Annotated in this window: 12 protein-coding genes; 11 read left to right on the forward strand and 1 reads right to left on the reverse strand. The window is 46.0% G+C overall.

Annotated elements, in window-relative coordinates:
* Positions 1-72 precede the first annotated feature (72 nt).
* The 5 genes from rfbD (at position 73) to ACRJJO_RS07125 (ending at position 5067) form a co-directional block, all read left to right on the forward strand.
* Positions 73-960, forward strand: coding sequence for a dTDP-4-dehydrorhamnose reductase (gene rfbD, locus ACRJJO_RS07105; protein ID WP_431065167.1), 888 nt, complete (start codon positions 73-75; stop codon positions 958-960).
* Positions 961-989: 29 nt separating this feature from the next.
* A complete protein-coding gene (rfbA, locus tag ACRJJO_RS07110; protein ID WP_431065168.1) occupies positions 990-1910 on the forward strand; it encodes a glucose-1-phosphate thymidylyltransferase RfbA in 921 nt (306 codons plus the stop codon).
* The gene (gene rfbC, locus ACRJJO_RS07115; RefSeq protein ID WP_431065169.1) at positions 1910-2458 is read left to right on the forward strand and encodes a dTDP-4-dehydrorhamnose 3,5-epimerase; all 549 of its coding nucleotides are present in this window, start codon (positions 1910-1912) and stop codon (positions 2456-2458) included. Before rfbA ends, rfbC begins: the two co-directional genes overlap by 1 nt.
* Before the next feature lie 402 nt (positions 2459-2860).
* The gene (locus ACRJJO_RS07120) at positions 2861-4129 is read left to right on the forward strand and encodes a hypothetical protein (RefSeq protein WP_431065170.1); all 1269 of its coding nucleotides are present in this window, start codon (positions 2861-2863) and stop codon (positions 4127-4129) included.
* A complete protein-coding gene (locus tag ACRJJO_RS07125) occupies positions 4126-5067 on the forward strand; it encodes a glycosyltransferase family 2 protein (RefSeq protein WP_431065171.1) in 942 nt (313 codons plus the stop codon). The genes ACRJJO_RS07120 and ACRJJO_RS07125 overlap by 4 nt, the downstream gene beginning before the upstream one ends.
* Before the next feature lie 304 nt (positions 5068-5371).
* Here ACRJJO_RS07125 and ACRJJO_RS07130 read toward each other — a convergent pair whose 3' ends face one another.
* Complete coding sequence (locus ACRJJO_RS07130) at positions 5372-5962, reverse strand: Uma2 family endonuclease (RefSeq protein ID WP_431065172.1); 591 nt, start codon at positions 5960-5962, stop codon at positions 5372-5374.
* Between the two features lie 256 nt (positions 5963-6218).
* Between ACRJJO_RS07130 and ACRJJO_RS07135 the strand changes: the two genes are divergently transcribed.
* The 6 genes from ACRJJO_RS07135 (at position 6219) to ACRJJO_RS07160 (ending at position 12624) form a co-directional block, all read left to right on the forward strand.
* Entirely contained in the window at positions 6219-6803 is a 585-nt protein-coding gene (locus ACRJJO_RS07135) for a DUF3782 domain-containing protein (protein ID WP_431065173.1), read from the forward strand.
* Between the two features lie 298 nt (positions 6804-7101).
* Positions 7102-8325, forward strand: a complete 1224-nt coding sequence (locus ACRJJO_RS07140) for a glycosyltransferase family 4 protein (RefSeq protein WP_431065174.1) — start codon at positions 7102-7104, stop codon at positions 8323-8325.
* Between the two features lie 9 nt (positions 8326-8334).
* On the forward strand, positions 8335-9246 hold the full coding sequence (locus ACRJJO_RS07145; protein ID WP_431065175.1) for an Rpn family recombination-promoting nuclease/putative transposase: 912 nt from the start codon (positions 8335-8337) through the stop codon (positions 9244-9246).
* 228 nt (positions 9247-9474) lie between these two features.
* A complete protein-coding gene (locus tag ACRJJO_RS07150) occupies positions 9475-10824 on the forward strand; it encodes a phenylacetate--CoA ligase family protein (protein ID WP_431065176.1) in 1350 nt (449 codons plus the stop codon).
* Positions 10825-11034: 210 nt separating this feature from the next.
* A complete protein-coding gene (locus tag ACRJJO_RS07155; RefSeq protein WP_431065177.1) occupies positions 11035-12021 on the forward strand; it encodes a hypothetical protein in 987 nt (328 codons plus the stop codon).
* 9 nt (positions 12022-12030) lie between these two features.
* Positions 12031-12624, forward strand: coding sequence for a class I SAM-dependent methyltransferase (locus ACRJJO_RS07160; RefSeq protein WP_431065178.1), 594 nt, complete (start codon positions 12031-12033; stop codon positions 12622-12624).
* The last annotated feature ends 18 nt before the right edge of the window (positions 12625-12642 follow it).

Consider the following 12642-nt stretch of genomic DNA (forward strand, 5'->3'; position numbering starts at 1 on the left):
GAAAATTGCGTCAATATACACTATCTTTTTTAGCAACGAGTTACTTGCACCACAAATTCAAACAAAACTCTCATGAACTTACTATTATTAGGTAAAAACGGACAAGTCGGACGGGAACTTCAACGAACGCTCCTGCCTCTCGGCGAAGTTGCCGCATTCGGCCGCGACGAAGCAGATCTGCAAAACCCTGACGCATTACTCGATTTACTTAAAGAACGCAAACCGGAAATTATCGTCAATGCCGCCGCTTACACCGCTGTCGACAAAGCCGAAACAAACGAGAAAGCCGCATACGCAATCAATGCCGAGGCGGTCGATGTCTTGGCACAATACGCAAAAACCCACGGCACCTTACTCGTGCACTACTCGACCGATTATGTATTCGACGGCGTAAAAAATGAAGCCTATCTCGAAACCGATGCAACCAACCCGCAAAGCGTTTACGGGAAATCGAAACGCGCGGGCGAAGAAGCCATTTTAAATACCCGATGCAATACACTGATTTTCCGAACCAGCTGGGTATTTTCCGCGCAAGGCAATAATTTTATTAAAACCATCCTGAGGCTCGCCCAAGAACGCGAAAATATTAATATCGTGGCCGATCAATTCGGCGCGCCCACTTGCGCCGAACTCATTGCCGATGTTACCGCTCATGCCATTATCGGCTTTCGCCGCAATCAACTAGCCGGAGGCATATATCACTTGACATCCGGCGGCGAAACTACCTGGCACGGATTGGCCTGTTACGCCGTTCAACGAGCCTACGAAAACGGAATGCAACTTAAGCTTAAACCTGAAAACATACAGCCGATTCCAACCGAAGCCTATCCGCTTCCTGCCCAGCGTCCGAAAAACTCGCGCTTGAAGACCGACGCACTCGCCAATTCCCTGGCGTTACATTTTCCGGATTGGCGGTTATATGTTGACCGAGTAATCAGAGAATTATGCATTCGAGATTAAAACGTTATGAACAAAAACTGGAGCAAACCATGACCGCAAGCTCACTTACCACTCAAAAACCGCCTCCAACTCGAAAAGGGATCATACTGGCGGGCGGTTCAGGCACCCGACTGCACCCGGCAACACTTGCGATTAGCAAACAATTACTGCCGGTTTTCGATAAACCGATGATTTATTATCCGCTCAGCACGTTGATGCTGGCTGGAATACGCGACATCTTGATCATATCTACCCCCCAAGACACGCCGCGTTTCGAACAACTGCTCGGCACCGGAGAACAATGGGGATTAAACCTGCAATATGCCGTACAAGCCTCGCCCGACGGACTCGCCCAAGCCTTCATCATCGGTCAATCATTTATCGGCAACGACTTAGTGGCATTGGTGCTAGGCGACAACATTTTTTACGGTCATGACCTTCATCAATTGCTCGGTAATGCAATGAAGCGCACCGAAGGCGCCACGGTATTCGCATACCATGTGCAGGACCCCGAACGCTATGGCGTCGCAGAATTCGACAATAACGGCAAAGCGTTATCGCTGGAAGAAAAACCTAAACAACCCAAATCCAATTATGCCGTGACTGGCCTTTATTTTTACGATAACGATGTCGTCGAACTCGCTAAAAACCTTAAACCGTCTCCTCGCGGCGAACTGGAAATAACCGATTTAAATCGGCTCTATTTAAACGAAAAAAAACTCAATGTCGAAATCATGGGACGCGGCTACGCTTGGTTAGACACCGGCACTCACGATTCGCTGCTCGATGCCGGTCAATTTATTGCCACCATAGAACACCGCCAAGGATTAAAAGTCGCCTGTCCTGAAGAAATCGCCTACCGGCAAAAATGGATCGACAATACCCAACTCGAACGATTAGCTCAGCCTCTCTCAAAAAACGGATATGGGCAATATCTATTACGGATTCTTAACAACGAAAAGGTTTTTTGATGAAAGTCACACCGCTCGCAATCCCCGACGTTATTCTTATAGAACCTAAAGTGTTCGGCGACGCTCGCGGCTTCTTTCTGGAAAGTTATAACCAGGAGTCCTTCCGGCAAGCCTCCGGGCTCAATCAACAATTCGTTCAAGACAATCACAGCCGCAGCTCCAAAGGAGTCCTGCGCGGCCTACACTATCAACTTGCGCCAAAAGCACAGGGCAAACTCGTTCGAGTCGTAAGCGGCGCCGTATTCGACGTAGCGGTCGATGTCCGAAAAGGTTCCTCGACTTTCGGTCAATGGGTCGGCGCCGAACTCAACGAAGAGAACCATCGGCAAATGTGGATTCCCCAAGGCTTTGCACACGGCTTTGTCGTTCTCAGCGAAACGGCCGATTTTCTATACAAAACCACCGACTACTACGCACCGGAACTCGAACGCTGCATCGCTTGGAACGATCCGACCATCGGCATACAATGGCCGGCAAACATCAACCCGGTCCTTTCCGACAAGGACAAAGAAGGAAAAGCGCTAAATGAAGCGGAATGTTTTGAATAAACTGTAGGTATTTGAGCGTTAGCGGCTTTCCCTCACCTAACGTTAGTTGAGGGACGACGAAGGCGTCGCTCCCACCATCGCTGTAACCCTTTGTGGGAGCGATCCCCTGATCGCGATTTCGAAGCCAGGCGCCTTTGCTGTTTCCCAAGCTCTAGCTTGGGAAACCGATACGTGAAACTCTAGCTTCGCGATACAAATGAATAAAAAACAAATACCTCTGCAGGACGGAGCTACAAGCCCCGTCCTGCCTAAGAGGCGGTGGTGAAATTAGGCATTGCCATTCCTTGGCACTGGATTCCGCCAGAGATTGGCGCTTATGGTTGCAAACCCGTTTTGCCAATAACCCTCATCTATAGAGTGAAAGAACACCAAACCCTTTTCCAGTAAAATTACAAACAAACCATGCTAATCATTATCACCGCACTACTGACAATATGGATTTTACTCACCATAATCCTTTTTGTTTGGAAGCGCGACCTATTCTTAAAAACCTGGCAAGAACCTTATTTCGCCGATACGCCGATATTAATCGAAAGCGACGACTGGGGGCCGGGCGGCGATTTTCATGCCGACCGCCTTGAGGCCCTGTTGAAAGCCTTAACCGAACAAAAAGACAGCGCCGGACGCAACGCCCTATTGACCGCAGATGTCGTGCTGGCCGTACCCGATACCGCTGCGCTAGATAAAGCATCCGACGGCGAATATCCGAGAAAAATACTCGACCGCGATTTCCCCGGCATTTATAGAACGATGCTAAAAGGCATCGAAAACGACGTTTTCGTCCCGCAATTACACGGATTGGAACATCTAAACGGCGAAGCCTTCGTTAAACTCTGCCGAAATAACGACCCGCGCACGGCAAATGCACAAGCCGATTCTCACTGGTGGGACTGGGAAACGCTCGACTCGCCTTTGCAAGGGCATTATGTCGATGGCAGCAACTTACCGACACAACCGGTCGACGCGAAAAAAGCACGTAAAATCATCGAAACGGCCACCGAAACCTTTCAACGCTTGTTCGGCCAGCCCACTTTAACGACCGTTGCCCCTTGTTATCTCTGGAACGAAGACATCGAAGCCGAATGGAGCCGCCATTCGATAAAAGCGATTCAAACAGCCGGCTACCGCTGTCCCAAAAGAGCACACGACGGACGCTATATTCAAGACAAGCAATTAATTAGAACCGGCGATATCAATGCCTTCGGACAAGTTTATTTAGTCAGAAACGTCATGTTCGAACCGGTCGACGGTAAAAACACGCCGGACAGCGCCTATCAAGAAGCACTACAAGCCTACAGACAAGCTTTACCCGTTACGATTTCGACCCATCGCTACAACTTCACGCGCACTGAAAACGAATTCGAATTTTCGCTCGCGGGACTGAAGATTCTATTGAATAAACTGACGCAAAACTTAAGCGGAACGCGCTTTCTATCCTCGGCGGAATTGGCCGAAGCTCTTATTTCGCCAAACAGCCCTGTAGTCAATCGCTTCAATCAAAAAACGCTGCCACCGATCGAGCGAATCAAAGGCCCAGCCAAACTCAGCCCGTTTTTATACCGGCTTTATTATCGACACCCGAAACTTGCCATGATCGGTAAAATAAGCGGTTTAATAGTGCCCGGCTGGCTAATTTGCCAATATACCTTAAAAAAAACCATTAAATCATGAACATCAGCGTCGTCATTCCTGCCTATAACAGTGCCGAATTTATTGCCGATGCGGTCCATAGCATCCTAAAACAAACTCGACCCATCACTGAAATCATAATCGTAGACGACGGTTCGACCGACAACACACAACAAATCGTCGAAGCTCTGCCCGGCCCGATCACTTATGTCAAACAGCCCAATCAAGGCCCTTCGGCGGCCAGAAACACAGGCATCAAGGCCGCAAACAGCGAATGGATCGCTTTTCTCGATGCCGACGACCAATGGACGTCTGATAAAATCGACAAACAACTTAAACTATTGCGAAAAATCCCGGAGCTCGTGTTGATAGCCGGCGACATGGCCGAGATCGACAAAAGCGGTCAATTGATTACTGAATCGGTCTTGGATAAACACCACCTGTTAAATAAATTTCAAGCAATCCAAGACCGAGCAATCCCAAACGCACTAGCCGAACTCGTCACCAAAAACTTCATTCCCACCGGTACCGTGCTGGTCAACAAATCAGCCCTCTTAGAAGCCGGCTTATTCAATCAAACCATTCGTTTCGGCGAAGATTTAGAACTATGGGCAAAAATCGCCGCGAAACACCCGATTACATGTATACCCGAAGTGCTGATGTTACGCCGGCAACACGGTAACAACGCCACGCAATTGACTGCAGCGCTGCTGAGCGATCTAGTCAAAGTCATGACCTCGATCAGAAATTACGCCGCAAAAGAACTGTCATTACAAAATATCGACCCCAACAGGCTCGTCGCCAATGCCTATGCCGACTTAGGCTACTGGCATTTTAGCGAGTACGATTTGATTACGGCCCGGCAAGCATTTTCGGCCAGCCTCAAAGAAAAGCCGAATAAACGCGCCCTGCTCTACTGGCTAGCCTGCTTAATGCCAGCAGGAATAGTCAAGATGTTGCGCAAAATAAAAAATCTATGACCGACCAAACCAATCAACCTAAAAATCAGTCCTGATTAGCATGATACTTCAGCTTGCCGAAGCCAAGTGTCCGAGCGAGGTCCAGTCGTAGCCGCAAAAACTAAAATATGCTGTTACCCAAGCTCCAGCTTGGGTAACCTGTTCAGGAAGCTCTAGCTTCCCGACAATCAAGGAAGATTGAACTAGCGAGCCAGTGAATATGCGGAGGTTGTGTCGGTCTCAGGAAGCTGGAGCTTCCGGTGTGTCTTTCCCAAGCTGGAGCTTGGGAAAGAGCGTGAACATCCCAGCGTGCTTTGGGAAGGCTTCATGAAAGCTCTTGTTGCTGCAAATAAGCAAGCATATCGGGATTCTGAACACGCCGATAGATATCGGCAACCGACAAAGTCAACCCTATGGATTCGAGTACAAATTCATCGCCTAAAAAATAATGCCGTGACAACCAATTTTTGCTGCGTCTGCAAACTTCAACATCGACAAAATCCTGCTCGATCAATACCAACTCTTGTAAACTTGGAATCGATTGGTAAGCCATGCGCTTTATCGTTTGATCCATGCGGCGCGTCGATGACGACAACACTTCGACTAAAACCGTCGGAGAATCGGTGTAATAAGGATTCTCGGAACGATCTTCACAAACCACCATGACATCGGGATAAAAGAAATCTTCATTAACCTTGACTTTCACGTCGCTCGCAAAAGGTTCGCACGAATGATTTTGCAAATGAACATGCAGAAGAACAAAAATATTACCGGCGATACGCTCATGATCCTTACTGGCACCCGCCATCGCATAAGCAACACCATCGATCAACTCATGCTTGATTTCCGAAGACAGCTCACCCAGCAAATAGTCTTCTTCACTAATGCCCTGTTTAATTGCAACGTTTAACGCCATGACTAACCTCAGGTAATTATTCACACCCCCCCTATCGTTCCCACGCTCCAGCGTGGGAATGCAGCCCGAGACGCTCTCGCGTCTCGTACCGCTGGAGCGGTACTCAGACATTCCCACGCAGAGCATGGGAGCGAGAATGGTCGTGGAACTGAATACTCACAACCTCAGTAATTCCCGCCATATCTAAAAAACAATTATAATCATTGCATTAGATCATTGATAAAATGCTTATGTCAAAAGTATCAGGAGAGCCGCAATGACCACCGTAACCCGAAACGAAGTTTGGGAAATGTTTCGCGAAGTGGCACGCAGCTTCGAAGAAACAGACCGCAAATTTCAAGAAACCGATAAGCAATTCAAAGAAACCGATCAAAAATTCAAAGACACCGAACGCCTAGTTAAAGAAGTCAGCAAAAGCATCGGCGATCTGGGCAACCGATTGGGCGACTTCGTACAAGAAATGGTCCGTCCGGCACTCGTGGACTTATTTCGCGAGCGAAACATCGACGTACATGAAGTTCATCCGAACATCTATGCCGAACGAAACGGCGAATCGGCCGAAATCGATTTACTGGTCGTCAACGAACAAACCGCGATTGCCGTGGAATGCAAAAGCCAAATGTCAATCGACGACGTCAACGAACATTTGAACCGACTGGAAAAATTGAAACGCTTGTTGCCAAAATATCGAGATGTCGAACTCATGGGCGCGGTTGCCGCAATGGTCATACCCAACGATGTTGCCCGTTACGCATACCGCAAAGGCTTATACGTACTCTCCCAAAGCGGCAACACCGTCTTGATCCGCAACGACGGAAAATTTTCACCGAAAATTTGGTAACAGCTCTATCCGCTATGGGAGCAAATCCCAGCATAAGATGGGTAGCAGCGAAGCGGAAACCCATCGCTTTGTCTGTGCGCAGATACGAATGCGATAACGCCGCCATTAATTAAACCCGTGATTTGTTAAAATGACTCTCCTGACACAGAGGGCTTCTAGAAACCGGTAAGCAAGAACTAACGTAAAGACTTACCAAACCAAAGTTAAAGAAACATCACCTCTAACACACAAAACACCATCGGTTAATTTCGACTACAATAAACAAACCGTAAAACAACGACCGAATGGTGAGTAAAACATGCAAACCCCGCCCCCAAAACGCATTCTTTACGTAGAAAACGGCATCGGCTACGGCGGCGCGATCATTTGTCTTCGTCATCTGGTTCGAAATCTCGATCGTCAACGATATATTCCGATGGTCGTCACCGGCAGAACCGGCCCGCACTACAAAGAAATCGCCCAAGAAGCGGAATGGAAACACATACCCGATAGACATATCGACATCGTCGGCGCGCATCGAAACTTAGACCCCGCAACATGGCCCGATAAAATCCCCGGTTTACGCTTCGTCATCAATCAAATACTCGCCAGAACGGACGATACCGCGAACTTCCTGCCTTTTTTCGTTCGATTGCTGTGGACCGCGAAAAACTTTAAAGCCGATTTAATTCATGCCAACAACGAACCTCTTTGTAACCGAGCTGCCCTACTCGTCGGCAAAATCCTAAACATACCCACCGTCTGCCACGTTCGCGGCGATCAAAAAGGCTCTCGATTGATGGAATGGGCCTACAGCCTTCCCGACCGGTTGATATCGGTATCGCAATGGGTCGCCAAAAGCGTGCGGGAAAAACTACAATTTCCCGAAGACCAAATCGACGTCATCTACGATGGCATAGAATTGGAAAAACTGGACATCGAAGCCGACGGCAACGTATTCAGAAAAGACCATGACATTACTGCAAACGATTTTGCCGTCGGCCTAATCGGCCTGTTAATCCCGTGGAAAGGCCAAGAAATGTTTCTCGATGCCGCCAAACTATTAAAAGAAAAAATACCCCATTTAAAAATGCTTATCATCGGCGGCACTCCGGATGAATGCCAAGCTTATGAAGCCGCGCTCCGGCAACGAGTCATTGATGAACAACTCGGCGACATCGTCGTATTTACCGGCCATGTCGCAAAAATGGAACCCGTCTACAACGGCCTCGACGTCATCGTATCGGCCTCGACCAGCCCCGAACCCCTCGGAACGGTCGTCATCGAAGCATTGGCAATGGGCAGACCGTTAATAGGCCCTAATCACGGCGGCGCCGCGGAAATGATGGAACATGACAAAACCGGCCTGCTATTCACGCCGAAAGATGCCGCATCACTCGCCGAACAAATTGAAAGATATTACAAGGACAGTGAGTTGCGAACAGCGCTAGGAAAAAACGCCCGTCAACATGCCTTGAAAACCTTTGACGTCGAAACGCATGCCGAAAAAGTGCAAGCGGTCTACGACAAGCTATTGAACTAGCCTCGATCAATGAAAACCGACAGTCTCTTTTACCGGCTTTTCCAAAACGCACCAGAATTGCTACTGGAACTCGCCGGACTGGACTTCCGCAACGAACCGGACTACAGCTTTCGCTCCGAAGAAATCAAACAAACCGCGTTTCGACTGGACGGCGTCATGATACCGCCTACCAATCAATATGATTTACCGGTCATTTTCGTAGAAGTACAATTTCAACCCGACCCCCAATTTTATAGCCGTTTCTTCTGCGAAATATTTTTCTATCTTCATCAAAATCAACCTATACATCCTTGGTTAGCAGTAGTCATCTACCCCTCGCGTAAAACCGAAACTGACGGAACCTTACATTATTCCGATTTATTGAACGGCGACCGGATTAAAAGAATCTACTTAGAGGATTTTACCGACCCGCCCGAAGATAAAATCGGTCTGCAATTGATTCGACTGATTATTGTCGAAGAACCGCAAGCAATAAATACAGCGCAAAATTTACTCAGTCGTATTAAAATCCAAAATGATCGACAAAAAGCGGCGTATTGGCTGGAATGGGTCGAAACCATCATGGTCTATAAACTACCGCGATTGAGCCGCGAGGAGATACAAGCAATGCTAGGTTATAACGATATCGAACTAAAACAAACCCGCTTTTATCAGGATGTTTATTCAGAAGGAAAGCTTGAAGGCAAACTAGAAGGCAAACTAGAAGGAAAGCTAGAAGGCAAGGCTGAGGGCAAACTAGAAGGAGAATCTACTATTATTCTCCGACTACTCAAACGACGATTCGGACCAATACCGAACGACATTCAAAAACGCATCCAACAATTGCAAAATACACAACTCGAAACACTGGCAGACCAATTATGGGAAATAGATAACCTCGATAAACTACGGGAACGATTGGCACAAGTCGTCACTGAATGAGATAGGGTTTATTGTCGCTCGTTCCCAAGCTCTTGGCTTGGGAATGCAGTACGAGAAGCTCCAGCTTCTCGTAACCGGTAATCAAGAGCTTACGTGAAGAGCTTCCCAAACCGGAGTTTGGAAAACAGCAAAGAAGATCAGAATACTTACTTTTAAAACTCTCTTGGTCACTGATTTCTTTATGCTACCTTTAAACCAGACCGCCACATTTTTCTAATAATACTAACAATGCATCCTTTCATTTCCCGGAATATCGTATACCCCCTTCAAGAAAAACTCTTGAACCGACCGACTTTTTCCTATCTAAAAGAACTGGAAAAAACCCAATGGCTTTCCCGAGAAGAAATCGAAACATTACAACTCAAGAAACTACGAACGCTGCTGAAAATCGCCAATGAACATTCTCCTTGGCATGCCAACCGCATTGAAGCATCGGGTATCAATCTAAACGAATTAACACTCGATGATCTAAGAAAGATCCCAACAATGACCCGCATCGACGCCCAACAACACGGTCATGAAATGGTATGGCACGGAGTACCCGGCGGCGCCTATCGCTACACCACCGGCGGCTCAAGCGGACAACCGCTGATTTTTTACTATGGAAGACAACGCCAAGCCGCCGACATGGCCAGCCGGATACGCGCAAGACGCTGGTTCGGCTTCAATGTCGGCGAACCGGAAGTCTACTTATGGGGTGCCCCGGTAGAACTCAATAAAACCGACCGCATCAAAACGATACGCGACCGTTTGCTGAACCAACTCCTTCTCAACGCCTTTCAAATGTCGCCGGAAAAAATGACAGACTACCTGAAAGCGATCGAAAAATTTCAACCACGCTGTATGTATGGCTACGCCAGCAGTCTGACCTTACTCTGCAAACACGCCCGACAAACCGGAAAAACGATCCAACTGCCCCACCTCAAAGTCGTCTGCACGACCGGCGAACCGCTCTACCCTGAACAACGAGAAATCATAGCTGAAACATTCAAAGTACCGGTCGCCAACGAATACGGCAGCCGCGACGCCGGCTTTATCGCACACGAAAACGCACATCAACAAATGCTGCAAATGAGTGAAAGCAATATTGTCGAAGTGCTCGATGCACAAGGCCATCCGGTAAAACTCGGCGAAACCGGTGAAGTTGTTATCACCGGCTTATGCTCCGAGGCGCAACCCTTCATTCGCTATCGAACCGGCGATATGGCATCATTATCGAACGAAACCGACAAAGACGGACGGGGACTACATGTCGTTGAACAAATTCATGGTCGCAGCACCGATTTTCTCGTACACGAAGACGGCTCGATCGTCCATGCGCTGGCCGCAATTTACATACTGAGAGAGACCGAAGGCGTGGAACAATTTAAAATCATTCAACATGACATCAATGAATTCGAAGTCTTATTAGTGACCAATGAGGATTGGCATACCGCGTCAGTCAGCGAGATTACAGAAAAATTCAAAGCGCGTTTCGGCAATCGATGCAAAACCCACATTAGTCAAACAGAATCGATCCTAACTGAATCGTCCGGAAAACTCAGGCAGGTTGTTTCCAAAGTACAACCTGATATTTAACTCGACACTGCGTCAGGCATCGCTGAAATGACGAATGAAAAAAGATTTGAACCTGTCGTATATAGAGAAAATAACGGAACGCATTTCGAATTTTGACTAAACTCAAGCATAACTGACAAAGCGTTTTAGGCGAGTGCGGCACGGTCAGGACTACGCCGGAGCGTAGTGGGCTTCTGACAGAATATAAAGAAATAACAATTTGGTGAATCGATGAAATTTAAAAACCTGATACCGTGGCGATTTAGCGGCATTGATCCTTTTCTAAGCACATATGGAGACTTTTTGTTTTTTCATTCAATACAAAAAACTCCCTCCATAGAAACTAATCCAGATGCACAAACTAGTATCCATACCATCGTTCCTCATCGTTACCTCAACGCATTTCTTTTAGCTATCAAATCGTTTTTAAGATTTTACTCAGACGTTGCTGTTTACGTTCATGACGACGGATCGTTAACCTCAAAAGACATCGACATCATAAAAGAACATATAAAAAACGTTATCATCTTAAAAAAAAGTGAAGCGGATCGATATTTTAATGAAAATATTAACGATCCATTTTTATCAAAGGTAAGAAGTAGCTATACCAGCTACTTAAAGTTATTCGATCCGGCATTCCGCAGCAAGAGTGAGAGAATCATGCTTTTGGATACCGATACATTATTTCTTAAAAGACCGGATTCAATAATAGAATGGGTTAAAAATGGCGGAGACTCTTGGTATCATTTAGCGCCCAGGGGAAATATGAAAATAGTCAAAGATAACACCAACACGGCAAAACCAAGCTCTCCGCATATACAGACATTGATCATGGAACAGTTAGACGAGATTAATGCAGCTTTATCTAGAAATTACAAAATAGAACAAGGATTTTGTGCCGGTTTTATCGGCTATAATGCAAAAGACGTAAATTTAGTCGAATTAAAAGCACTATTAACGAATTTGCATAACAGATTTGCCGATAGAATATTTAAATGGGGATCAGAACAAACGATTCATGGACTGATACTGTGCGGCAATAATGCAAATCCATTACCTATTGAGGATTATTTTGTTTATACCCAAAATAATGCAAATAGCGCTAAGAATGGTACATTCATCCACTTTGTTGGTGAAAATAGATTTTATAAAATGAACTACCCACGATTTGCACGTAATGTTATTCAAAGCATGCTTAGTGATAACAAAAATAAATGAGAATTAGCTATGATATCTTCGCCGCGTTATCCCAATATTATTTTTAGAAAAAAAATAAACGTTCAGAAAGATATAGATAGTGTTATTAAATCTATCCGGGACAATTCTCCAGTCGGGCTTCACCTGGGATGTGGAAATAATCGAATTCCAGGCTTGATTAACTGCGATCTTTTTGCTGAAAAAGCAGATATGAAAATCTGCGCTACTAATCTAGAAAATTTCGAATCAGAATCCGTGGATTTAATCGAACACCACCATATGATTGAACACCTTTCATTTAAAGAGGCTTTGATTGGGATAAAAGAATGGGCACGTGTACTTAAAATTGGTGGCTATTTAATCATAACTTGCCCCAATATACATCGTGTTCTATTAAAATGGTTTTTGGCTAGAAGATATTGGAAGTATGAATATATAATAAAAATGATATATGGTCCTCAAGAACACGAAGGAATGTTTCACAAAAGTGCATATGATAAACAAAGATTTGTTGAGCTGTTAGCACCTCATAATATCGATGTAGAGTTTTCCTATACACCTTATCCTAATAGACCGACCCCTTCTTTATTAATTATTGCACGTAAAAAATCATCTCAGAATTAATAAAAATAAAGTAACTTT

Source organism: Methylotuvimicrobium sp. (assembly GCF_050611805.1).
Lineage (GTDB): Bacteria > Pseudomonadota > Gammaproteobacteria > Methylococcales > Methylomonadaceae > Methylotuvimicrobium.

Coding starts and splice junctions, on each gene's coding strand:
- rfbD (WP_431065167.1), top strand. CDS start 73: ATGAACTTACTATTATTAGGTAAAAACGGACAAGTCGGACGGGAACTT.
- ACRJJO_RS07135 (WP_431065173.1), top strand. CDS start 6,219: ATGACCACCGTAACCCGAAACGAAGTTTGGGAAATGTTTCGCGAAGTG.
- ACRJJO_RS07120 (WP_431065170.1), top strand. CDS start 2,861: ATGCTAATCATTATCACCGCACTACTGACAATATGGATTTTACTCACC.
- ACRJJO_RS07150 (WP_431065176.1), top strand. CDS start 9,475: ATGCATCCTTTCATTTCCCGGAATATCGTATACCCCCTTCAAGAAAAA.
- rfbC (WP_431065169.1), top strand. CDS start 1,910: ATGAAAGTCACACCGCTCGCAATCCCCGACGTTATTCTTATAGAACCT.
- ACRJJO_RS07160 (WP_431065178.1), top strand. CDS start 12,031: ATGATATCTTCGCCGCGTTATCCCAATATTATTTTTAGAAAAAAAATA.
- ACRJJO_RS07155 (WP_431065177.1), top strand. CDS start 11,035: ATGAAATTTAAAAACCTGATACCGTGGCGATTTAGCGGCATTGATCCT.
- ACRJJO_RS07130 (WP_431065172.1), bottom strand. CDS start 5,962: ATGGCGTTAAACGTTGCAATTAAACAGGGCATTAGTGAAGAAGACTAT.
- ACRJJO_RS07140 (WP_431065174.1), top strand. CDS start 7,102: ATGCAAACCCCGCCCCCAAAACGCATTCTTTACGTAGAAAACGGCATC.
- rfbA (WP_431065168.1), top strand. CDS start 990: ATGACCGCAAGCTCACTTACCACTCAAAAACCGCCTCCAACTCGAAAA.
- ACRJJO_RS07125 (WP_431065171.1), top strand. CDS start 4,126: ATGAACATCAGCGTCGTCATTCCTGCCTATAACAGTGCCGAATTTATT.
- ACRJJO_RS07145 (WP_431065175.1), top strand. CDS start 8,335: ATGAAAACCGACAGTCTCTTTTACCGGCTTTTCCAAAACGCACCAGAA.